General features: G+C 37.0%; 24 protein-coding genes. 8 read left to right on the top strand and 16 right to left on the bottom strand.

All coding sequences use genetic code 11. The features are described 5' to 3' along the window. Positions 1–7 precede the first annotated feature (7 nt). The 10 genes from QH639_RS24480 to QH639_RS24435 form a co-directional block, all read right to left on the bottom strand. Complete coding sequence (locus QH639_RS24480; RefSeq protein ID WP_131522416.1) at positions 8–508, bottom strand: phage tail protein; 501 nt, start codon at positions 506–508, stop codon at positions 8–10. Between the two features lie 12 nt (positions 509–520). Further along, a complete protein-coding gene (locus tag QH639_RS24475; protein ID WP_259419704.1) occupies positions 521–1,027 on the bottom strand; it encodes a phage tail protein in 507 nt (168 codons plus the stop codon). 293 nt (positions 1,028–1,320) lie between these two features. Further along, a complete protein-coding gene (locus tag QH639_RS24470; RefSeq protein WP_258859036.1) occupies positions 1,321–2,208 on the bottom strand; it encodes a MurR/RpiR family transcriptional regulator in 888 nt (295 codons plus the stop codon). Positions 2,209–2,259: 51 nt separating this feature from the next. Next, the gene (gene murQ / locus QH639_RS24465) at positions 2,260–3,165 is read right to left on the bottom strand and encodes an N-acetylmuramic acid 6-phosphate etherase (RefSeq protein WP_258859037.1); all 906 of its coding nucleotides are present in this window, start codon (positions 3,163–3,165) and stop codon (positions 2,260–2,262) included. Positions 3,166–3,185: 20 nt separating this feature from the next. Then, positions 3,186–4,184, bottom strand: a complete 999-nt coding sequence (locus QH639_RS24460) for an N-acetylglucosamine kinase (RefSeq protein WP_258859038.1) — start codon at positions 4,182–4,184, stop codon at positions 3,186–3,188. Then, on the bottom strand, positions 4,171–4,998 hold the full coding sequence (locus QH639_RS24455; protein WP_131522425.1) for a carbohydrate ABC transporter permease: 828 nt from the start codon (positions 4,996–4,998) through the stop codon (positions 4,171–4,173). Before QH639_RS24455 ends, QH639_RS24460 begins: the two co-directional genes overlap by 14 nt. Before the next feature lie 12 nt (positions 4,999–5,010). Further along, on the bottom strand, positions 5,011–5,958 hold the full coding sequence (locus tag QH639_RS24450) for a carbohydrate ABC transporter permease (protein ID WP_258859039.1): 948 nt from the start codon (positions 5,956–5,958) through the stop codon (positions 5,011–5,013). 86 nt (positions 5,959–6,044) lie between these two features. Further along, a complete protein-coding gene (locus QH639_RS24445; RefSeq protein ID WP_131522410.1) occupies positions 6,045–7,337 on the bottom strand; it encodes an ABC transporter substrate-binding protein in 1,293 nt (430 codons plus the stop codon). A gap of 17 nt (positions 7,338–7,354) precedes the next feature. Continuing rightward, positions 7,355–8,377, bottom strand: a complete 1,023-nt coding sequence (locus QH639_RS24440; protein WP_258859041.1) for a serine hydrolase domain-containing protein — start codon at positions 8,375–8,377, stop codon at positions 7,355–7,357. Between the two features lie 159 nt (positions 8,378–8,536). Then, positions 8,537–10,051 carry a DHA2 family efflux MFS transporter permease subunit gene (locus tag QH639_RS24435; RefSeq protein ID WP_131522408.1) on the bottom strand — a complete coding sequence of 505 codons (1,515 nt, stop codon included), beginning with the start codon at positions 10,049–10,051 and terminating at the stop codon, positions 8,537–8,539. 157 nt (positions 10,052–10,208) lie between these two features. On the opposite strand from QH639_RS24435, the gene QH639_RS24430 reads away from it, so the two are divergent. Next, complete coding sequence (locus tag QH639_RS24430; RefSeq protein WP_281115375.1) at positions 10,209–11,120, top strand: TetR/AcrR family transcriptional regulator; 912 nt, start codon at positions 10,209–10,211, stop codon at positions 11,118–11,120. A gap of 106 nt (positions 11,121–11,226) precedes the next feature. On the opposite strand, the gene QH639_RS24425 is transcribed toward QH639_RS24430, so the two are convergent. After that, complete coding sequence (locus QH639_RS24425; RefSeq protein ID WP_281115374.1) at positions 11,227–12,870, bottom strand: sensor histidine kinase; 1,644 nt, start codon at positions 12,868–12,870, stop codon at positions 11,227–11,229. After that, complete coding sequence (locus tag QH639_RS24420; RefSeq protein WP_131522405.1) at positions 12,867–13,568, bottom strand: response regulator transcription factor; 702 nt, start codon at positions 13,566–13,568, stop codon at positions 12,867–12,869. The genes QH639_RS24425 and QH639_RS24420 overlap by 4 nt, the downstream gene beginning before the upstream one ends. A gap of 103 nt (positions 13,569–13,671) precedes the next feature. Between QH639_RS24420 and QH639_RS24415 the strand changes: the two genes are divergently transcribed. The 3 genes from QH639_RS24415 (at position 13,672) to QH639_RS24405 (ending at position 15,993) form a co-directional block, all read left to right on the top strand. Further along, complete coding sequence (locus QH639_RS24415) at positions 13,672–14,817, top strand: DUF418 domain-containing protein (RefSeq protein WP_131522404.1); 1,146 nt, start codon at positions 13,672–13,674, stop codon at positions 14,815–14,817. 221 nt (positions 14,818–15,038) lie between these two features. Next, on the top strand, positions 15,039–15,578 hold the full coding sequence (locus QH639_RS24410) for an SLOG family protein (protein ID WP_371824166.1): 540 nt from the start codon (positions 15,039–15,041) through the stop codon (positions 15,576–15,578). A gap of 100 nt (positions 15,579–15,678) precedes the next feature. After that, positions 15,679–15,993 (top strand): hypothetical protein, encoded by a 315-nt coding sequence (locus tag QH639_RS24405; RefSeq protein WP_131522402.1) that lies wholly within the window; start codon positions 15,679–15,681, stop codon positions 15,991–15,993. A gap of 47 nt (positions 15,994–16,040) precedes the next feature. Here QH639_RS24405 and QH639_RS24400 read toward each other — a convergent pair whose 3' ends face one another. The 4 genes from QH639_RS24400 to QH639_RS24385 all read right to left on the bottom strand — a co-directional run bounded on the left by QH639_RS24400 (position 16,041) and on the right by QH639_RS24385 (position 20,071). Beyond that, complete coding sequence (locus tag QH639_RS24400; RefSeq protein ID WP_131522401.1) at positions 16,041–17,435, bottom strand: L-cystine transporter; 1,395 nt, start codon at positions 17,433–17,435, stop codon at positions 16,041–16,043. A gap of 294 nt (positions 17,436–17,729) precedes the next feature. Then, a complete protein-coding gene (locus QH639_RS24395; protein WP_131522400.1) occupies positions 17,730–18,173 on the bottom strand; it encodes a hypothetical protein in 444 nt (147 codons plus the stop codon). Positions 18,174–18,261: 88 nt separating this feature from the next. Continuing rightward, positions 18,262–19,212, bottom strand: a complete 951-nt coding sequence (locus QH639_RS24390; protein ID WP_131522399.1) for a GGDEF domain-containing protein — start codon at positions 19,210–19,212, stop codon at positions 18,262–18,264. Further along, positions 19,190–20,071 carry an EAL domain-containing protein gene (locus QH639_RS24385; RefSeq protein ID WP_131522398.1) on the bottom strand — a complete coding sequence of 294 codons (882 nt, stop codon included), beginning with the start codon at positions 20,069–20,071 and terminating at the stop codon, positions 19,190–19,192. The genes QH639_RS24390 and QH639_RS24385 overlap by 23 nt, the downstream gene beginning before the upstream one ends. A gap of 295 nt (positions 20,072–20,366) precedes the next feature. On the opposite strand from QH639_RS24385, the gene QH639_RS24380 reads away from it, so the two are divergent. The 4 genes from QH639_RS24380 to QH639_RS24365 all read left to right on the top strand — a co-directional run bounded on the left by QH639_RS24380 (position 20,367) and on the right by QH639_RS24365 (position 24,282). After that, the gene (locus QH639_RS24380) at positions 20,367–20,552 is read left to right on the top strand and encodes a hypothetical protein (protein ID WP_009373346.1); all 186 of its coding nucleotides are present in this window, start codon (positions 20,367–20,369) and stop codon (positions 20,550–20,552) included. Beyond that, positions 20,542–21,960: an amidase gene (locus QH639_RS24375; RefSeq protein ID WP_131522397.1), complete on the top strand. Its 1,419-nt coding sequence runs from the start codon at positions 20,542–20,544 to the stop codon at positions 21,958–21,960. The genes QH639_RS24380 and QH639_RS24375 overlap by 11 nt, the downstream gene beginning before the upstream one ends. Before the next feature lie 161 nt (positions 21,961–22,121). Further along, positions 22,122–23,282 carry a PucR family transcriptional regulator gene (locus QH639_RS24370; protein ID WP_131522396.1) on the top strand — a complete coding sequence of 387 codons (1,161 nt, stop codon included), beginning with the start codon at positions 22,122–22,124 and terminating at the stop codon, positions 23,280–23,282. 103 nt (positions 23,283–23,385) lie between these two features. Further along, positions 23,386–24,282, top strand: a complete 897-nt coding sequence (locus QH639_RS24365; RefSeq protein ID WP_131522395.1) for a DMT family transporter — start codon at positions 23,386–23,388, stop codon at positions 24,280–24,282. Positions 24,283–24,298: the final 16 nt, after the last annotated feature.

Here is a 24,298-nt window from a genome sequence, read left to right as displayed (position 1 = left end):
CTTTTTTCTAATTTCTTGATGGATAAATTCCTACTAAAGCTATGCAGTAATTAGCGACACTGTATGGCTGCATATTTTGATGTGACTGCGAATTTCCTGATGTTGACAATGCTTGCATGTTCATAATAGTATTTGGTTGATTGACAGAATAAATATTATTAGCAGATGTACCCCATACATTTCCAGCAGCCACTTTCAACGTAGCACTTTCTGAACTACCATTAACAATATGTGTATGAGTCGGCATCTCATTAGTTGTTAATACATGTGCTTCTTCTCCTGCTTTTTGTCCACGTGTGATGCTACTGCTTACATGAACTGGGACTCTTCCCCTTAAATCAGGTAATGCAAATGTCGTAGAGCCATTTCCACCATAAGTTGCTCCTAAAATTGAATACAGCGCTTGGTTTGTATTAATTTGCAATATTTGCCCATCGCATCTTGCCCATCCGCTTGGAACTGTCCCAAAGCTAAATAATCGTATTTCACCTACATATTGTTCACTCATCCTTCATACCTCCTATTCTGTTGGATACATACCGTAAAGGGCAATAATGTAACTAATTGTTAAAAACGGCATTACATTGTTATGAGGAGCGTTTCCTCCCACACTTGAAACAATGGCGGCATTCATTGTGCCATTTGGTGGTTGTGTCGAATATTGTATATTTTTTGCCCAAACTGCATTTTCTGGACTAGGTGTTGTGCCATCAAGAGAAGAAGCTTTTACCTGATGTGTATGTGCGGGAAGCTGTGAAGAGATTAAAGTGACGGTTTCCGCCCCTCCCATTTGACCATTGACAAAGGTAGTACCAGTAGTTGGATTCTGTCCTTGATGTACTATAACCCTGCCTTGAAAATTTGGTAATGCAAAGGTTGATTGACCATCTCCCCCGTAGGTTGTACCAATCAAAGAAAAAAGTATTTCATTTTCGGAAATAGATAATAGTTGACCATTACAAAGAGCCCAGCCATCTGGGGCATAATCACCAGCAAATAATCGAATTTCTCCGACATATTGTTCCATCCTTAAAACCTCCTTACAAAATATTGCTTTACCTAGCACATTACAATAACAAGGTTAAAATTAGGTTAAAAAATGTATTTTTTCCCAAACAGACTAACTCACCTACCATTTAATCCAATATCAATACAATGTTTTTGCTTATAAGAAAGATTTAAGAAAAGTGGGTAATGGCATTACATCTAGCTATCTACCTCCAAACCAGAATTCGTTTTATTTCCGGGAAAGAAAAATATCAAAAGCTATCGAGAGAAAACTTCTCGATAGCTTTTGTCTACAGTCTAAACATACAAACTTTAATATGTTTTTATTTTATTTTTTCTTTTAGCCACTTTTTTATGCAACCTCTGAATAACTGAACGTGTTTCATCTAAATGATCCACTGTTTGCTCATAGGCACTCGTCACTACCCCCATAAATAAAATATCAACGACAAGTAACTGCGCTAGACGTGAGGAAGTGGCACCACTTCTAAAAGTTGCTTCAACATTTGGAGAGACATATAAACAAATGTCTGCTAGGCTAGACACTAGTGAACTACCGTAGCGCGTTAAACTGATTGTAGTGGCTGGTGTTTGGCTAGCTATTTCAAGGATTTTAGCCACTTCGTGCGTTTCTCCGGAGAAGGAGATACCTACTACTACATCCCCCTTCTGTGTATTAACAACGGCTGTAGCGCCTAAATGCAAATCCACAAATGCCCTACTATTTTTATTGATTCGTAAAAATTTTTGGTCTGCATCCATTGCTGCTATACCTGATGCACCCACTCCAAAAAATATAATTTTATCAGCTTGTGATAAGGCCGTTATGGCACGCTCTAATTCAGCAATATTTATTAAATTAGCTGTTTGTGTCAAAATTTCACTACTTTGCGTCGTTACCTTCTCTACAATCGATGGCAACGCTTCATTCGCCTCAATATCTCGATCTTCAATTTTAGCATGTTGTAAATCACCAGCAATGCGCAATTTCAGCTCTTGAACACCACTAATATTTAACGATTTACATAGACGAATAACTGCGGCACTACTTGTTTGACTTGCCTCTCCTAGTTCAACCGCTGTCATTTTTATAGCCTGTGTTGGGTGTGCTAATATATAGCTTGCCACCTTTTTTTCGGAGAGTGGAAGCTTTTCGCACATTTCAGCAAGCATAATTAAACCCGCATTTATTTTTTCCATTTTTCCAGCTCCATCTCTAGATAAAAGGAAGTTATCCATGTACCTCCTTCATCAATATTTCTTTAGTGCCACCGCTCTCCGCACATGCCCTTCTGATTGAGCAAGTAATTCCGTCGCCTCTTCAATCGTTGTATTCGTCAGTAGCACCACAATCGCGAGCTTTACTTGATAATTGTTTTGCTCCAGAACACTTTCAGCCTGACTATAAGAAACTCCCGTTACCTCACAGACGATTTGTTTGGCTCTCTCTCGCAATTTAAAATTACTAGCATGAACGTCCACCATTAAATTTTTATAGACCTTTCCAAGTTTAATCATGGTTGTCGTTGTAATCATATTTAATATTTGTTTATGAGCTGTTGCAGCCTTTAGTCTTGTAGAACCTGTTAAAATTTCTGGTCCTGTAATCACCTCTATTGCAATATCTGCATGCTTACTAATAATAGAATGAGCGTTGCTCACTAAGCTGATTGTTTTTGCCCCTAGTTGTTGAGCATAGTTTAATGCTCCTTTGACAAAAGGCGTTCGACCGCTTGCTGCAATCCCTATCACTACATCTCGGTTTGTTAGCTGTTGTTTCTGTAGTTCAAGCTCTCCTAATGAAAGATCATCTTCTGCACCTTCTATGGCAATCATTACTGCATCTGCTCCTCCAGCCAATATTGCCTGTACAAGCTTTGGTGATGTACTAAATGTAGGTGGACACTCTACGGCATCTAGCAAACCAATTCGCCCACTTGTCCCTGCACCAACATAAAATAATCTACCGCCATTCTTTAGTGCATCCACAACAGCTGTGACAGCCTGCTCGATTTCAGGTAAAACCTTTGCTATGGCTAATGGTACTTTTTTATCCTCTTCATTCATCAGCTTTACAATTTCAATAGTGGACATTAAATCTAGATTTGTCGTATCTGGATGATAGCCTTCAGTCGTCAGTTTTGTCATTCGTTCCATTGAAATCAAATCCCTCCACACTAGTTTTCATGGATACTCATCCAAGTTCCTTTTACCTTTCGTTGTAAAGCCTCTGTGATTGGAATTCCTTCACTGAGAAGTCCATTAACGAAAGCTCCTATAACAGGTGGCACCTCTGGTTGTATTAGTTGATTAGGTATTTTAGCAAGCTGTAATTTTTCTCGAAAGCATTGAACAAAATAAAAATTTTCGAATAAACCTCCACATAGGACAATAGAGTCACCTTTTAGCTGAGGCTCTTTTTTCAACATTATTTGGATGAAATGAGTTAAATGATGAGCAGCGTGTTCAATAATTTTTTGTGCCCTATCATTATTTTGCTCTGCTAAACGCAACACCACACGAGCTACGGAGGCTATGAGTACACGTGGCTGTGGATGCTCATAAACATGCGTAATAATTTCAGTAGGATTCTTTAATGCTAGCTGCTCCATAATAGTCGCTGTAAACAGATCCTCATTCACGCCAATAGCATCGTAATGTCGCGTAATCAATCGCAATGCCTCTTGCCCTATATAGTAGCCACTGCCCTCATCTCCTAATAAATAACCCCATCCTCCAACACGACTAACTTGATGATTTTTTCCAACTGCATATACGATGGAACCCGTCCCTGCTATCACAACGATCCCTTGCTGTGTAAATGTGCCGCTAGTAAGTGCCGCTACCGCATCATTGGTGATGGTTATCTTACAGGAGCTAGCAGGGAAAAGGAAGCTAATCCATTGCTCCCAGCGTTCTTTATCTAACAGGCGATCGCCCCCTGCCACACATAAGAACACCGCAGCAATATCATTATTTGTTGCATCTATCTTTTGTAGTAACGTGGCAAGGAGCTTGATAATATGTAGCCTTACCTCGTCAGGTGGCGTTGATTTTATATTCGTTCCAGCTCCTTCAACAAAAGCCAGCACTTCCCCTTTTCTTGTCCCAATCACTGCACGAGTTCTCGTCCCACCACCATCGACCCCAATAATGTATTCCCTATTTAATGGCACCAGCCGTCAGCCCCTCCATAAATTGCTTTGAGGCAATAAAGAATAATAGGATCATTGGTAATGAAGCTAATGTTAAACCTGCAAAAAGAGAGCCCCAATCTGCCGAATGCTCCCCAAAAAGTGACATCATTCCAACAGGTATCGTCCGTTTCATTTTTTCTGTAATAAAAATAAGTGGGAAAAAGAAATCATTCCATGAAGCAATAAAATTTATAATCACCACTGTTCCAAGGGCAGGTCTCATTAACGGTAACATTACATGCCAAAGAACTCTTAAGTTCCCCGCCCCATCTATACGGGCTGCTTCCTCTAATTCATAAGGCATTGTTTTAAAAAAGCCAGTTAAGATCAGCATGGATAATGGAATACCTGTCGCCATGTTCATCAAAATTAAAGACCATAAGGAATTGATCAGTCCTAAATCACGCATTAATATAAAGAGCGGGACAATCCCCAATTTTATAGGAATCATCATGCCTAATAAAAAAATAAAGAACAATGCATGATTCCAAGAAAATTTAAAGCGAGCAATATAAAATGCAGCCAGTGAACAAACAACCACTATTAGTATCACAGATACAATACTGACAAATAGACTGTTTAGAAAGTATGTGGTAAATGGAATTTTTGCTAATAATGTACGGTACGTATCTAAGCTAAAGCTAGTCGGTAAACCCAATGGATTTTTATAGATATCCACGCTCTGTTTAAATGAAGATAAAATCATTAACAAAATTGGATATAAACTAATGGTCGCTACCGTAAACACCACGAGATAATAAAATGGTCGAACCCAAATAGCGCCTTGCTTCACTATACTCACCCCTTACATTTGAACATTCTTTTTATTGGCAAAGCGTAAAAATAGCGTCGTACAAACTAATATAAATAAGAATAGTACTGTAGCCAACGCCGAACCCAACCCAATAGCTGTTGTGCCAGAAGCCGTAGAGCTACCAAATGCTAAGCGATAGAAAAACACGGCTAACGTATCTGTAGAATAGTACGGCTCTCCCATGGAGCCCTGCATTGCATATACTAATTCAAATGCTTCAAACGATTGGATAAATGTTAAAATGCCCATGATCATAATTGATGGCACCATTAAAGGCAAGTAAATCGTACGCAATAAAGTAAAGCCCTTAGCGCCATCTAACTTTGCAGCTTCGACTAACTCGCTTGGGATCCCTTGAAAGCCAGCAAGAAAAATTAAGACACCAAAACCTAATCCAAACCAACAATTGACTAAAATAATGGCGATTAACGCCGTTTTGGGATCACCCAGCCAAGCCTTTTGCAAGGTTTCAAGACCTAATTTCTCCAAAATGACATTTAAAGTACCGAAATTTGGATTTAGAATGAGCTTCCATAAGAAACCTACAACAATCACTGATAATAATCGCGGTAGAAAGAAAGCAGCCTTAAAAAACTCTGCACCTTTAATTTTTTGATAAATAATAAAGGCAAGAAAGAAGGCAAATCCATTCATCACAATCATTTGCACAACAAAATAGAGGACATTATGTTTAAAGGCATTCCAAAACATGGAGCCATAGGGTTCTGTCGTAAAAAGCGTCACAAAATTTTGGAAACCGATAAAATCACCACGAGCCATCCCTTTCCATTCAAAAAAACTATAGGATAATGCCGCTAATATCGGATAAAGCACAAACAACCCATAGATTATCAGTGCTGGAATAGGGAAAAGATGGATAGTCCACCTTACTCTCGATTTCCTCCTTCTTACTGATGGAGCTGTATATTCTCTTATCATGAGTAGCCTCCTTTTACTAATCATGAAACAACGAGACCCCTAAACTCCTTATAGCACTTCAGGGGTCTGCTGACTTGATGCTTTCATTATTTTTGAAATGGCGTAAACCAAGTTTTAGCGTTTTCCTGTATTTTTTTGGCAACCTCTTCAGGCGTAACTTGACCTAAATACATGCCTTGTAGCTCACTTTCAAGCAAGCTCTTTGTTGTTGGGTCCCCACCAGTAAAATTAGTTACCCACATATATGGCGTTGCTTCATTTGCAGTCGAATGACTAATAGCATTTAACAATGCATCATCAGAGGTAATACCTGGAATAGCACTGATCATCGAAAACTCTTTTACAAACAACTCACCAAACTCCTTAGTTGTTAAAAATTCTAAAAATACTTTAGCCGCTTCTTTATTTTTCGAATTAGCATTGATCGCAAATGAGCCGTCTACCCAAGTCGTCACCGTTGTATTACCCTCTTTAGATGGAATAGGGAAATAACCTAAATCTAAATCTGGGTTCATTTCTAATACAACAGGAATTTCCCAGCTACCTAACGGGAACATAGCCGCGTCTTCTAGTGCAAACAAAGTACGGATATCATCCATTCCTAAGCCTTCTGAATTGACAGGAAAATACTTTTTCAAGTCATTCATTACTTGAATTGATTCAATAAACTTCGGATCTGTAAAATCCTTTTCTCCTGCGAGCACTGCTGTGTAAAAGTCATTGCCCTCATAAACAGCAGGACCGACAATACCGTGTAGCAACGATAATAGCCAGCCTTCTTTTGTACCCATTGCAATTGGTGTAATACCCTTTTCTAATAATTGGTCATTTAATGCCATGAATTCATCCCATGTAGTAGGAATTTCAAGATTATTATCTTTAAAAATCTTCTTATTATAAAAAAATTGTGTAGAGCTTAAGTTAATTGGTACACCGTACTGATTCCCTTGGTCATCGCGAGAAGCCTTTAATGCTTCTTCAGGAAATACATTCAATCCATTTAAGTCGTTTATTTTCTCAACATAACCTGCCTCCGCAAGCTTCAATCCAGCTGCATAGGGACGTAAGTGGAAAATATCTGGACCCTCTCCAGCCTGTAATGACGTATTGAGGACTGTATTATATTCAGTATTTTTAGTTGGATTAAATGAAACATGTATCTCAGGATGTTGTTCATTGAATAAAGCAATCACTTTTTCATACTTGGCAACATCTTCTGTGCGCCAACTCCCTATTGTTAGGGAGACCTCTTCCGTTTTCGGTTTCTCTTCATTATCAGGTGTTGTTGAGGTCGTTATTTTCTCATTCTTGTTACAGCCTACTAAACCCACAATGAGTAATAAAAGAAGCAGCAATAACCATTTACTCTTTTGTCTCATACCAGCAGATCCACCCTTCATATCAGTAATTTTTCATAAATCATCGTATGAAGCTTCTCTCTAATCCTTCCCATGTTTGTATTTCTCCCATAATGCACAGCATTCGTTAGTAAAATGACAAATGCCTTTTTTACAGGGTCCATCCAAATACTCGTGCCTGTAAATCCTGTATGACCAAATGAGCCCTTGCTCCACCTCCTACCAAAACAAAATGATGCTTCATCTCCTCCCCATACTTCAAAGCCAAGTCCCCTCGTTTTAAAAGTTTTCGTATAGGCAAGCTCTAACCATTCATATGGAATTACACTTTGTTGCTTGATCCCCAACCAAATTTCCGCATACTTTGCTAAATCCTCTACACATGAAAATAAACCTGCGCTACCAGCAATACCATCTAGTAAAAAAGCTTTCTCATCATGGACTATTCCCTGCACAAATTGACCTGCCACCATTTCTGTAGATGCTGCAAGCGTCCTTCTATGCACAGGCAGTTGAAAACATGTATGATGCATGCCCCATGGCTTAAAAATCTCTTGCTCTACAAAACTTTTTAATGAAATGCCAGTAACTTTCTCAATCACCTTTCCTAGAATAATCATACCTAAATCACTATATTGCACTTGTTCATTTGGCTGCCAAACTACATCACTTGTCAGTACCTCCTGCAGGATGTCACGCTTATGCTGCTGTCTCTTGACTACAGGTGTTAAATCTGCTGGCAATCCTGAGCAATGCTGCAATAAATGCTGGATTGTAATAAGAGGATATTTAAAATCAGGCAAATAGGTTTGAACTGGATCTGTTATATAAACTTGATTTCGACTCATCAGGAGTAAAATAGCTGGGATTGTTGCGACAACTTTTGTTAAGGAGGCTAAATCAAACAACGTATTACTTAAAATAACTTGCTCGCTGCCATCCTCAGCTGTATAGGCTCCATAATTGCCTGAAAATAGCCTTCTTTCTTGCTGTTGAACAATTAATACAGCACCTGGAATTTTTCGTTCTTTCACTAAGCCAGTCATATATGCATCTACCAAGCAAGCACCCCACTATTAAATGTCTAAATTTTCTGTAAATTAGTATTATCATATAAAATAAAATGATGAAAAATAACACCAATCCTAAAATTTTTTTTCATATGTCCTCAATAAAAAATCCCTAGCTAGTAACTATTTACTGGCTAGGGATACTCTTGATTATTTAGTTGGTTTTTTTAAATCCATTGACGCTGCTGCGCTTTCAACTTTTACGCGTTTCAAGAAGAAGGCAAGTACCACTGCAATCACTGTTATACCAGCTGCAATTAAGAAGGAATGCGTAATACCATCTAATAAGGCAGTTTGCATAATTTGATCTTGCATTTGTTGCATTTGCTCTGCTGTAGGCGCTGCTCCTGATTGTGCAGCATTTGCTTTCGCTTCTGCAATTAATTCTTCCGCTTTAACTTTTGTACGATTATTCATAAATGTTACAAGGATCGCACTACCGATTGCTCCTGATACCTGCTGTAATGTATTATTAATGGCTGTACCATGTGGATTCATCATTTGTGGTAGTTGATTTAAACCGTTTGTCATAATAGGCATCATGACCATCGACATACCGAACATACGAATTGTATACATCGATACGATATATGTGTAGCTTGAATCAATTTCTAACTTTGTTAAACCGAAAGTTGCGATTGTTGTAATCGTTAATCCAACAATAGCCAACACACGTGGACCAAATTTATCGAAAAGCTTACCAGTGATTGGTGACATAATCCCCATGACAAGAGCTCCTGGAAGCATCATCAAGCCAGCTTCAAATGGTTCGATACCGCGGATAGACTGTACATATGCTGGTGTTAAAATCATCCCTGAGAACATTGCCATAGAGATAATAACTGAGATTACAGACCCTAAAGCAAACATTGGATATTTATAAATACGTAATTCCAGTAATGGCTCATCCATTTTCAGCTGTTTAACAACGAAAATAATTAAAGCAATGAAGCCAATCGTAATTGTGCCATATACCCATGGACTTGACCAACCTTTATCTCCTGCTGTACTAAAGCCGTATAAAATACCACCAAATGCAACTGTTGATAAAAGTACTGAAGGGAAATCTAAGTGAACTTCACGTGTCTCCATCACGTTTCTTAGTTTCCAAACACCAAATAATAAACTAATTAAAGCAAATGGAATAATCATTTGGAAAAGCATACGCCAATCATGATGTTCCACAATATACCCTGATAATGTAGGACCAATTGCTGGCGCCATAATCATAACTAAACCAAAGATCCCCATTGCTGCCCCACGCTTTTCTTTCGGGAAGCTTGTTAGCATAACGTTCATTAAAAGTGGTGACATACTAGAAGCTCCGGCTGCTTGCACCATTCGACCTGCTAGCAGCATGCCAAAATTAGGAGCGAAACCTGCCATAATTGTACCAATTGTAAAGATAGACATCGCTGTAATAAATAAATGTCTGTTTTTAAAGCGTGTCACAAAGAATGCTGAAGCAGGCACTAAAATACCGCTCACAAGCATATACCCTGTTGCTAACCATTGTACTTTTGAATAGGTGATCCCAAAATCTTTCATAATTGTTGGTAATGCCACATTCAACAATGTGTTATTTAGAAAAGCAACAAAAGCACCCACAAATAGAATAGCTATCATGCCATAAGGGGGCTTTTTCATTGTTTGCTCACTATTCATTTATATCCCTCAATTCTTTCTTGTGTTTTACGATAAAACTTATTTTATACTCGTAGTCTACTTTTTTCAACATATAAGTTTATATTTTTTATAAACGTTGATATAAAAGCGTTTCAAGTGTAGAATAAGAGTATAATATTATAAAAAAGGTGAGGTTATGAACAAAAGAAAAAGACAAATTATAACAGCAGCACGTGAACTTTTTATTGAAAAAGGCTTTCTAGATACATCGATTAATGACATCATCAATGCGGCTAAAATCTCTAAAGGTACATTTTATAATCATTTTACTTCGAAAAATGAATGCTTAATCGCCATCTTAGATGAAGGTCGCGAAGAAGCTAGTAATCGTCGCCATGAACTCATTTATGGCAAGGACCCTACAGATTTAGAGGTATTGACGCAGCAAGTCGCTGTTCTCATGTATGTCAATCGTGAACATAATTTAGTACAGATATTCGAATCCATCTTCCAATCAAGAGATAAAGAACTAAAAAAAATTATTATTAATTACCATTTACAAGAATTAGAATGGCTCGCCAATCGTCTAGTACAAGTCTTTGGAGAAGAGATTAGCCCTATTAGCTATGAATGTGCTGTTCAAACACTCGGAATGATTAACCTCACTCTACGCGCTGTCTTTATTGCCGATTATAAATATATCAATCGAGAAGCTATTGTACGTGTAGCATTGCGCAATATTAGCGTAATTATACCCACTATGCTTGAGTCGAAAGAGATTATCGTAAGTGTTGAAATGGTCAATACCATTCAAAATGTCGTGAACTATAAAACCGTTACAAAAGAAATGGTTATTGAACAACTAGAAGGATTTACAAAGGGATTATCGAATAATGAAACAATGGAAGGTTCGGAGTATGCACAATTCTTATTAGAAGAATTGCAGAAAGAAAAACCGAAGCTTTTTATCATCGAATCACTTCTTACACCTTTCCGTAAGGCCTTCGTCGGCACAGAACATATCGCAGAAGCCCGTGACATCGCCAATAACTTATGGCGTTACGTAAAAATTGAACAGCCCGCTGAACGATGTACGAAAAATAAATAAAAAAAGAGGTATCAAATGAACACTTTGATACCTCTTTACTCTGTTGAATGAAATTAAGTTCTATGACAGACCTTTGTACAGTCTTAAGAAAGCTCAGAGATTCACCTTAATGACATTGAAATTTTAGCACAAAGATTGTCCCATCCTGACCTGAACGGACACTAATTGTGCCATTGTGTAAATCAATGAGCTGCTTCGTTATGGCTAGTCCTAGCCCTGTTCCTGTTATATCGTCTGTTGTATTCGTACCTCGATAATAGCGTTCGAATAGATTATCGAGCTCCTCCTGTGGAATACCAGGTCCTTGATCAGCAATGGTAAGCATTACTTCTTTACCAGTATGTTGTGCTTCCACAATTACCTTCGTGCCTTCAGGGGTATATTTTTTCGCATTGGTAATTAAATTATCCATTATTCGCTTGAGTAAAAGCTCATCCGCTTGTAACAACACATCACCATACACCTTCACACACACCTGTTCGTCTGCAAATTGTGGTAGCCATGTTGCTAGCGGCAGTACCACTTTATCTAGCTGTATGGCTTTATTTTTTAATTGATACGTATACGTCAAATCCTGAATAAGTGCATCCATATAGGTTGCCTTTTCCTGCATGGTCTGTGCAAAAATACGCATCTCTTCCTTTGTCCACTCATAATCCTCCGATGCCAGCATCGTTGAATAACCGTAAATTGAGCTTAACGGGGTCTTTAAATCATGCGATAAACCGGTTATCCACTCCTCCCGTAATTGCTCTGCATGCTTAATTTGCCTTTCATTTGAATCAAGTCGCTCCGATAAGTGATTGAGTGACTCTTCTACAGGTTGGAACAGTTTAAATTTTCTTTTCAACTTCCCTGTCTTTTTATGATGAATTTTTTTGTCACTAATCTCACTGTAATCGAATTGGGTAAGTCGCTCAATGCGCGATATCACATAGACAAGTGGTCGCACGAATTGACGTGAAATACTAATAGATAAGAAAATAACGCCCAACAGCAAAATAATATGTCCCCCAAAGAAGATAGAAACAAACAGTACCATTGCCTTATTAAAAGGCTCTTCAAATGGCTTATACGATGGATTAGGCATTCTTACAACAAATGTCCTATCATTGGCTAAGGTTGTACTTTGCTTCAGCTCCGCATGCTCGAAAATATCGTATTTTTCCTCTAGTAATTGTGGCTTATTTAGCTTCTCATAACGTTCGCCTATGACCTCAATTCGATTCCATTGCTCGTCATAAATTTCAACACTAGCTTTATTTTCTTTTAGACGTTGCTGTGTTACAGCTGAAATGTCCCCTGTCGCTGTCCAGTTTTCAAGCGCATCCTCAAAAAGTGGTTGCACAGGAGTAGTTGGAAGAAATAATAAGTAGTAATTCGGCAATTCCCATGTATGCATGCCTGGTTGCTGCAATGCCAATATTTCACTATCTGACTTTCCACATAGACCACATGTATCTCCAGTATAATCAACAATCGTCATGGTTGGATCAAATAAATAAAGCTGTCCAACATTTTCTTCAGCTCTCTTCACTAAATAATCAGCAATTTTAACTGTCTTCCCTTGCTCTACAACTGCATCATCTTCGATTTCAAAGGAGCTCATCACATGAATGTTGTCACCAACACGGTCATTGATAAAAATAGCAAAAAACACCAAACTCATAATAAAACCTGAAATGATCAATAGATAGAATATGATGAAATACGAAACAAAGCGGAGTGTTAATTTTCCAGCAGGCTTCATGAAGAAATGTCCCCAACAAGCTTATAGCCAATGCCTCTGACAGTGATAATGCATGTCGGTTTTCCAGGATTTTTTTCTATTTTTTCTCGTAGCTTTCTAATATGTACCATCACTGTATTATCATCAAATAAACAATCACCCCATACACGTTCGTATATTTGCTCTTTTGATAACACTTGCCCTGCATTGTCACATAAATATTTTAATAAATGAAACAAGCGACCACTGATTATTTCCTTTACACCGTCTACCTCAATTTCTGCTGCATCAATGTCAAATGTAAAACGGCTGCAAGTAAATATGTGATTTTCTGATACGCCTTTTTTCTTCATATAACGGACTAGCTGCACCTTTACTCGTGCTACAAGCTCTAAGGGGTTAAATGGTTTTGTAATATAATCATCTGCACCATTCATAAAACCACGAAGCTTATCTGCATCACTACTTTTTGCGGTTAAATAAAAAATAGGAGCGTCCGTTTTTTCTCGAATACTATTCGCAATATCCAGCCCACTTCCATCTGGTAGCATGATATCTAATAGATAAAAGTCAAATGTTTTAGTATTCATTTCATCTTTCGCTTCTTCAATTGTATTACATAAGGTAATATTGTTAATTCCTTCTTTTCTTAAAATGATTTCAATCATTTCAGCAATGGCACGTTCATCCTCTAACACTAAAATTGATGCTTCCTGCATTTCCTCACCTACTTTTAAGATTACTTTAAGGTAGTCATTATTTCACCATAAGCTTCCCTATTTATTATATGTATAAGATAACCAATTAAGGAGATAAAACGCAATGACAACTAATCGTGTTACTTTCATTGATACAATGCGTGGATTTAGTTTATTTGGCATCTTAATGGCAAATTTGCTAATCTTCCAATTCGGGATGTACGGCAAAGATGAATTAAAAAATCTTTCTACCTTAGATAACGGGGCTTTATATTTTGTAAAAGTTGTGATTGAAGGCTCGTTTATGCCCATCTTCACTATTTTATTCGGCTTCTCACTTATTAAATTAATTGAATCCATCCGCAGAAAAAAGAATAAAAGCCGTTGGTCTATTTTGCGTCGTGTAACAGGATTAATTGCCCTTGGCTTATTACATTCTATTTTATTGTGGGAAGGCGATATTCTATTTTCTTATGGCTGTATGATGTTATTTTTAATCCCATTTATTAATCGTAAACCAAAAACTTTATTTATTTGGGCTGGTATCCTATTTGTACTAACTACAGCGTTAACATACGGCTCTATGGAAACGTCTAAAAAAGAACAAAAAGAAATAGACACATACATCGAGCAAGCGGATGATGTTTACGCTAACGGCAGCTACTTAGAAATTTTTGATTTTAGAGCTAATGCCGAAGTACCAGGAATAGAGGATTCTTCATTTATTTTCATTATATTAATTTTTGCACCTATGTTCTACGCACCACTATTCCTGTTTGGGATGGCGCTTGCTAAGAAGCAGGCCTTCGTGGAGATGAACAAGGAAATGAAATGGTATAAGCTAGGTGCTCTCCTTGTACCCATAGGGCTCGTATGTAAAAGTGTAAGTTTTATAGAAAGTAAAAGTGCATTTTCTTCTATCTTATTAATGGGTGGCTCCCAGTTATTAGCGATTGGCTATGTTTGCCTCGCAGCATACATTTATAACACCCGTCCAGTTCAACTACTAGCTCCTGCATTTGAGAGCGTTGGCAAACTATCACTAACCAATTATTTACTACAAACCATCATTTGTACAACTGTTTTTTATGGCTATGGCCTTGGCTTATATGGCAAATTAGGGGTCTTTGGCGGAATCCTTTTCGGAATCGTTGTTTATAGCCTGCAATGTGTTTTCAGCCTTGCCTATTTAAAGAAATTTAAACGTGGTCCGTTTGAAACAATCTTACGAATATGGACAAATTGGTCTTGGACTGGTCAAGTAAAGTAAACCCCTCAAACAAGCAAATTAGAAAGGAATATTTTTTATGAATAGTGACACAAAAGAAGACTTTACAGACTCATGGTGGTTTTTAGGCATTTGTGCAGCTGTAGCAGTAATTTTAACACTATTTGCCTTTTCATAGACAATATCGATTTCATTTGCCTCCTTGCTGTATACTAGGATTACAACTATACAGCCTAGGGGGTATTTCGTTGTTACATCGGATTATGATTACTGGCTATAAACCACATGAGCTTGGTATCTTTAATGATAAACATCCCGGTATTGTCATCATAAAAAAAGCATTGGAAGCTCAACTACGTACACTGCTTGATGAAGGTCTCGAATGGGTGATTATCAGCGGCCAGCAGGGCGTAGAAACTTGGAGTGCTGAAGTTGTTTTAATGTTAAAAAAAGAATTTCCATTTTTAAAATACGCTGTGATTACACCTTTTTTAGAGCAAGAGAAAAATTGGCAAGATCATAAAAAAGAAAAGTATCAAGCTTTAATTGCCCAAGCTGATTTTGTCACAAGCGTGACCAAAAAACCATATGAAGCTCCTTGGCAATTTATTGAGAAGGACAAATTTATTATCCAAAATACAGATGGACTTTTATTAATTTATGATGAAGAAAATGAGGGTTCACCCAAATATATCAAACGGCTTGCAGAAAAATATATGGAGTCCCATGATTATAATCTTTTATCAGTAACTGCCTATGACTTACAATTAATAGCTGAAGAAATTCAACAGCAAAACTGGTAGAAAAATATTGATATAATTTTCTGACAATTATATACTAGAAGTAATAAAAGCTGATTGTTCTTATGGTTTTTACCTATAATTTGAAAGGAGCTGTCATCATTTGAATAAACATATTGAAATGATTCTTGAAGCTTCTCCCGTAAATGTGTCACATGATACGTATCGTAGAGAATGTCGGTATACACGGGGAATTCATATTGAAGAACAAGAATTTCTTGCTATTTTAAATACAATGAATCATGATTCACGCTTATATTTTGATTTCCATAATCCACGTAAAGAGATTAAAAAGGGAACCTATTTGAATGGACACTCCGGTTTAGCCTACAATATTTATGATTACTATAAACAAAATTATAAGATTGAGATATCTGAATTAATCAACGGTAAAGATTTTTATGTAAAAATCGTATAAAGCTGAAGCCCCGTTAAAGTTTTACCTTTAACGGGGCTTCTTTGACCTTATAGGTCTGCTACTTGAGCACCTAATTCTTTATTATTATACATTTCTGTATCTAATTCTTTAGTAATACGCGCTGTTGTAACACCAGCAGTCATTGAACCACTTACATTTAACGCTGTACGACCCATATCAATTAAAGGCTCAACAGAGATTAATACACCTGCTAAAGCAATTGGTAAATCAAGTGCTGATAATACAAGGATAGCTGCAAATGTTGCACCACCACCAACACCTGCTACACCAAATGAGCTAACTGCTACTACTGCAATAACTGTAATAATGAACACAGGGTCAAGTGGATTAATGCCGACTGTCGGTGCAATCATAATGGCTAACATCGCAGGATATACACCTGCACAACCATTTTGACCGATTGATAATCCAAATGAGCCTGAGAAGTTTGCAATCCCCTCAGATACCCCAAGACGACCTGTTTGCGTTTTAATATTCATCGGTAAAGTACCAGCACTAGAACGAGATGTAAAGGCGAATAATAATGTTTCTGCCGATTTTTTCAAATACGTAAATGGATTTAAACCACTTAATGTAATGATTAATAAGTGTACGATTAGAACAATAAATAGAGCTGCATAAGAAGCAATAACAAACTTACCTAAATTATAGATAGCTCCAAAATCAGATGTTGCTACCGTACGAGCCATAATCGCTAGAATTCCATATGGCGTTAAGCGTAATACAATTGTTACAACACCCATAACAAGGGCATAGATGGCATCCAATCCTTTTTTAATTGTAGCTGCTGTTCCCTCATCCTTACGTGCCACACGTAAATAAGCAAAACCAAGGAATGCTGAGAAAATTACAACCGCAATCGTTGAAGTAGAACGAGCACCCGTTAAATCAAGGAACGGATTTGCTGGGAATAACTCAATAATTTGTGTTGGTAAATCAGGAGCTGCTAAGCCCGTTGTTTTTTCTTCAAGGTATTGACCACGTGCAGTTTCTGCGTCACCTTGTAAAATTTGTGTTGCATCTAAATCAAAGACTGTTGCAGAAAGAATACCTACAGCTGCGGAAACGGCTGTTGTACCGATTAAAATGGCTAAAATAAGTGCTGCCATTTTTCCGAAATTTTTACCAATCTTCATTTTAGTAAATGCAATTAAAATGGAGATAAATACTAATGGCATTGCTACCATTTGGAGCAGTTTCACATACCCAGTACCGATAATATTGTACCAAGATGTTGTTTTGGCTAATACTTCAGAATCGAGACCATAAATAAAATGAAGTCCAAGACCAAGTACAATCCCTAAGCCTAAACCGGCAAAAACACGATTAGAAAACTTAACGTGCTTTTTATTCATAACATATAAAATTCCAACGAACACAAGTAACACTGCTACGTTAAGAATGATTTGTAAATTCGACAATGGAATGCCTCCTAAGATGTTTTATAATAATGTAATCGAATTATATACCCATAATCCCTATAATTCAAGTATGTTTTATTAAGATTAATAAATTCCTATAACAAAAAGCTTTCTTGCTAAGAATTATACCCCGAAAAATTGAGTAACAATCATCCTTTGGCAAAGGATTAATCATGGAAAAGTCATAAAGAATGTTTGTAAATGTATAGCTAGTTTAATCAATGCCACTACATTTGGTGACAAATGAGTAACTGCCCCTATACTGTTAGTTTTTAACAGTGCAGGGGCAGCCTTTTAAGCATTATTTCTAATTACAAATCTTGGTTCGTAGTCACTAATGATGTCAAACACACCGTCATTATAGCAGTAGATATGATGTTCTACGGTAGGAATTTCTTTGCTTCCAATCCACGGGAGTTGATCAAACCATTCTATATAATCTGAATTGCTCATTTTATAAAACCATTCTGCTGAAGAATTTTTAGATTGTTCTTGGGTCATGGCTTCAGTGACCATGTCTACTAAATCAGATCGTGGGATTTCTCCAGTATAGCGAAAAGACCAAACATAATCTTGAATAGGAGACATCTTATCATAGATAATATCAACTTCTGTATTGTTTCGATCTATTAATGTTAAGCAGAGCCCTCGATCTGTATAATTCAATGTGGCATTAATGATTTGGGCTCTTTCTAAGCAAGTGACGGGTTGCCAAATGTGCAGTCTTCTTGAATCCATCTAAACCTCCTGTAACCAAAATATATATCAATTTTATTTAAATTTTCATATATTTTACATATCAATTCCATAATTCTAGCATAGTTTGCTAATGAACAAAATATTTTTGTTGTTTATTAATGAGGTAACAACTACCCGCTATTTTTTTACACTGCTTTTTTACATGTGTTACCGCATTGGATAATTGTTCGACAGAGTCAAAATACTGATATTCATTCGTAATTATGGCAATGGATAAGGATGTACATGTTAAAGGCTCCAGTTCTCCAGATCTATTAGCCACCTGAACATATGCTAGATCCTCTAACTCGTAAAAACTAAGTATGTTGGCATCAAAGTCATCAATAATTTTTTGACACATCTTTTCTACCTCGTAATAAGGTAGAATGGCTACAAAATCATCTCCACCAATATGTCCTAAAAAATCCTCTACGCCGCAGATATGTCTTTTTAGTATTTCTGTTAAATACCGTAAAATTTTATCGCCTTTATTAAAGCCATAAGTGTCATTGTAGGTTTTAAAGTGATCTAAATCAAAATAGATTAAACTATATTGCGATAGCTGAAGTGCTTCCTCTAACTTTTCATCGATTAATTTATTGCCTGGAAGACTACTTAATGGATTCAGGAAGCTTGCAATGGCTACTTGTGTATCAACAAGCTTTAACAATAACTCTCGAATACTAACCATGCCATAATAAAGATTGTTTTTCGTGACGATGACATCATCATATAAATCCTCAGGAGGTCTAGCCATGGCTAATGTACTGACCTCTGTGATCGGTGTATTACGATCAACGATTAAAGGGTTTTTCTTTATCATCAGCTGATTTTGACGTTCCATTAATAAATGATAGCCATACCGAGTACCGATTTTTTGATAGAAATGTGTGCGTGTAATATGTCCAATTGGTTTTTCATCACGCACAACAACAACGCTACGCAACGATGGATTACTTGTAAAAAGTACATCTACTTCTTTATTTTTCACAAATTCATCAATACATGGAACTTTCTCAATGACTTCCCCTATCTTCATGGTCACCCACCCTTATTTTCCCCATATATATTTCCTTTGCAGGCTTTCCTATCGCATAGCCCTGTGCATAATGAATGCCAATACGATGGAGATAATCAAGCTCCTCTTGTCGTTCAATCCCTTCAGCGATGATTTTAGTATTGGCTTGTTCAGCATATTTCATTAACAATGTGACGAGTTGCTGTTGTTCACTATTTTGGTCTATGAATTGAATTAACGAACGGTCTAGCTTAATAAATTCTGGCTTTAAATAGATGAGCGTTTTTAAACTATTATAGCCTGATCCTACATCATCTACGGCAATACGATAGCCCTGTGATCGATAATGTGATAATACACGTTCAAACTCCACAAAATCTATTACTGCACTCCGCTCAGTTAATTCAAAAACCACTTGCTGAGGTTTAATTCCAAGCTCCTTCAATAATTGTAGCGTTTCACCACTGTGATATTTTTTATCTAATAAAACATTGGGATGTATATTAAGGAACACTAAAAAGTTTTTATTCACCAAGTCTTTGTGTAAACGTTCCTTAAAACGTTGCAAGGAAAGATTTCTACAAAAACATTCAAATAAAAAAACACAATCTGTTTGCCCTACAAACTCATAAAACTGATCCACACTGTTAAATAATGTGGAGGGTAATGGTCGATTTAAGGCTTCAAATCCTATTGTTTGCTGTGACTGTAAATCTACAATAGGTTGAAAGTATGTATGTAAATCGTTATGTTGAATAATTTGTTTCAATGCCTTTAAACGTTTCATATATAACGAACTACTTTGATGCTGACCATATAAATATTTAAAAAAAGAAACTATATTACTTGTTTTTATACTTTGTCCCACTACAGACTCCATCCCTGCACCTCTTCAATTGGTTATTATGGTTCATTGTACGCTTTGATTGTAAACAGACTGTGAATCGAATGTAAAAAGAGCAAGTTCCAGCAATAGGTTTTAACAAAACTCTTTTCTAGTTAATATTTCACAATATTAAAACTATTACAAATAATTTATTTGATATAAAATGATATTAGTGTATGATTGTAATAATAGGTTTATATTACCTATTATATTTTTTTGTGTTTTTACTGTATTGGTCTTAATAGGGAAACCTATTTAGATAAAAATTATTCAAGGGAGGATCCTGTTAATGAGCTTGTCTATTCAACAATTATTGGAGAACAAAGGAATTACACCGAAACCTGAACACCTTGAACTATTAAAAACACGCTGGGAAGGTATGCAGTCACTTCGCAGCAATTTAGAAGGTATTGCGATTGATGATGCAGACATCGCTGTACGTAGTATTCCTGGAGGTGATCACATTGACAACTGATTTACATTTAAAATCTGTTGAAGAGTTGGCACCTTTACTTGCATCAAAGTCGCTATCTCCCGTGGAATTAACGAAAGCTATTTTAGATTTTGCTGAGGAAAGTCAGCCTAAAATTAATTCCTATATGGCTTTTTATCGGGAAGAAGCCTTAGCAAGGGCAAAAGAAGTTGAACAGGAGATTCTCCAAGGTCATTATAAGGGTATGTATCATGGGATACCTATGGCCTTAAAGGACAACTTGTATTTTAAAGATAAAATAACAACGATGTCCTCAAAAATTCATAAGGACTTCGTTTCTGATTATGATGCGACAGTGGTTGAAAAGCTACGTGATGCTGGTGTTATTTTCACTGGGAAATTAAGTATGCATGAATATGCATGGGGAATTACCAATAACAACCCCCATTACGGCCCTGTTCGTAACCCATGGGAATTAGATAAAATTCCTGGTGGTTCAAGTGGAGGCTCTGGTGCGGCTGTTGCAGCTGGAGCAAGTGTTGCTTCACTAGGGACAGATACAGCAGGCTCTATTCGAATTCCATCTTCTGCTTGCGGCATTGTAGGTTTAAAACCTACACACGGTCGTGTAAGTAAATACGGCTGCTACCCGCTAGCATGGAGCTTAGACCATATTGGTCCGATGACAAAGACAGTTAAGGATGCAGCGGGCTTGCTCGAAGTCATTGCTGGTTTTGATCATCGAGACCCTACTTGCGTGAATGTTCCAGTAGACAACTATGAGAAGCAGCTTACTGGCAATATCAAAGATCTAGTGATTGGTATCAATGAAGAATATTTCTTTAATAATGTTGATGCTGATGTAGAGAAGGCTGTTAGAGCAAGTATTCAAAGCTTAGTGGATTCAGGCGCTAAAGTAGAAGTGGTGCGTATTCCTTCCCTACATTATGCAGAATGGGCAGAGCTTGTGACGTCTCTTTCAGAGGCAGCAGCTATACACCATTCAGATTTACAAAAGAGACCACAAGATTTTGGTGACGATATTCGTCTGCTATTTGAGCTTGGTGAGTTACCTTCTGCAGTCGATTACTTGCAGGCTCAGCAGGTACGTCGTCAAATCAAGCAGGAGTTTACAGAGATTTTTAATAAGGTAGATGTGCTCATTTCCCCTACCCTACCTGTTGTAGCCAGTACAATTGGGGATGATTTTGCAGAGTTAAACGGTCAAAAAGTAGATTTAATTGATAATATTATCCGCTTTACAGGCCCTAGTAACTTAACAGGCTTACCTGCCCTCTCGGTTCCTTGTGGCTTTAAAGGAAACTTACCAATAGGTCTACAAATTATTGGCCCAGCCTTTAAAGAAGGACGCATTTTAAATGTAGGCTACGCTGTTGAGCAAGCAAATCCACAGAGAAATAGAAAACCAAATATTTTTGCTAATATCTAAACGATAAGCACTAGAAATCTGCTCACTTCACGGTATACCACTGAATGAGCAGATTTTTTTATGGGGGAAACCTGTTAGCATTCATACTAATGGTTTTTTATGAACAAGTAATTTTATAATAGAAGCTAGAAGCTTACTACAGGAAAGGCAATGATCCACTCATGAATGTAGAGAAATTTTTACAATTACCTATTACCAAAGACTTCACTGTTATAGCGGGTCACAACGGCTTAAATAAAGCTGTTCAAAATGTAGAAATATTAGACTTTGAATTTTCACCTGACATCCACCATGTCAGAGATACTATCTTTACACCCAACAGTGTTGTGTTAAGTAGTTTATTATTTGCTAAGCAAAAGCCTGAGTATTTATTCAATGCTGTTAAAAATCTAATTGAGCTTGGGGCTAGTGCTTTAGCTTATAAGCCTGTTATTTTTAAGGAATTACCTGAAGAAGTTTTGTCGTATGCAGAGCAGCATAATTTCCCTATATTGCGCTTTGGTGGGGATGAGTTTTTTGAAAAAATCATTTTAGAAACGATGGCTTATGCTAAGACACAGGATTATTCCTATTTTATAGAAACGATTTTACGAAGGTTAGTGGAGGAAGATGTAACACAGGAGCAAATCAAATCCATTTTACAACAGCTCAATAAGCCCTTTGAAAAATATGTATTTATAGCAAATCTACGAGCTGGTGACACAATCCATCCGAACTGGATGCAGCCCTTTTACTCGTTGGAGCCACTATTAAAATCGGGTATGATTTGTTCTTATAAAAAAAGTCTATTTATCATCATGACACATCCATCTCAGCAATTCCAATTTGAAAGGGTTTTACATGAATGGCTAACATTATACGCCATACCCACTGATACAATCACTTTCGGCTATAGCAGTTGTAATGATGCCCAGACAGGATTCCCATTGGCATTACGCGAAGCCTTTTTTGCCAGTATTTTCGCTGAAATCGATATTCTCCCTAGCTGTCATTATAAGAATCTCGCGTCTGATTGTTTATTAATCGAGTTATACCGTAAAGATGCAGCATTCGCTATGGACTATGTTAGCTCCTTTTTAGCCCCTCTATTTGATGATAAGGCTGATCCAGATTTAATGGAGACTGCCATAACTTATATCATTAAAAAAGGAAATATTAAGGAAGTTGCTGTAGCACAATTCTGTCATCCAAATACAATTCGCTATCGTATGGCTAAAATACGTCAGCTAGTAGCCCCCATAGATAATGATTATGTTTTTTATGAACGCCTAGCTGCAGCCGTTAAATTGTACTTATTACATAGCAAAATGACCAGTGACTAATCGCTTTGGAATAAGTACAAAAAAACGCCTGAATATTTAGAAATAAAATCAAATTCTTTTCTTCTCTCTTATGCTATTCTATTGAAGTTAGGAGGAAGAACACATGAAAACTTACATAGCTGATGGCATGTTATTAGTTACTGCAATCGTGTGGGGTAGTGGATTTGTTGTAACGGCCATTGCTCTAGAATATTTAACAGCATATCAAGTAATGGCTGGCAGATTTTTATTAGCTTCAATCATATTAAGCGTTTTATTTGGCGCCCGCTTAAAAAAGGCTTCGAGATCAGTAATTTGGAAGGGAGCTTTATTAGGTACGATTTTGTATATAGCGTTTGCCCTTCAAACAGTCGGACTGCAATATACAACACCATCTAAAAATGCCTTTTTAACCGCAGTTAATGTCATTATTGTTCCTTTAATAGCATATGCCGTTTATAAACGGCGTATCGATGGCTACGAAATCATTGGTTCGATAATGGCAATTGTAGGCATTGGCTTTTTATCATTACAAGGCTCATTGACAATGAATATAGGTGATGCCCTATCATTAGCTTGTGCTGTTGCTTTTGCCTTTGATATCTTTTGTACAAACCTTTTTGTTCAAAAAGAAGATGCCATTGCTCTAACTATTATTCAGTTTCTCACAGCATCCTTCATAGGTGTTCTAGTTGTCATTAGTCAGGGTGAAATTCCTACGTCACTTGAAAAAGAGGCAATTTACTCTCTTGTTTACTTAGGGATTTTTTCTACAACAATAGCTTATCTTTTCCAAAATGTGGCCAATCAATATACAACTGCCACAAAGGCTGCGATTATACTATCAACGGAATCTTTTTTCGGCATGGTTTTATCCGTTATCTTCTTGCATGAAATGCTAACAAGCCGTATGGTCGTTGGTGCTGTCCTTATTTTACTAGCTATACTAATTGCCGAAGTGAAACCCGCACATCCAAAAAAGAAGCTAATGAAAGCACTCGATAATCAGACCCCAAAATAGTTTCAGTTTATACTGG

Origin of the sequence: Lysinibacillus sp. 1 U-2021, from assembly GCF_029916965.1 — a bacterium.
GTDB lineage: Bacteria > Bacillota > Bacilli > Bacillales_A > Planococcaceae > Lysinibacillus > Lysinibacillus capsici.
The sequence above is the reverse complement of the archived record's forward strand: the minus strand, read 5'-3'. Positions and strand labels throughout refer to the sequence as shown.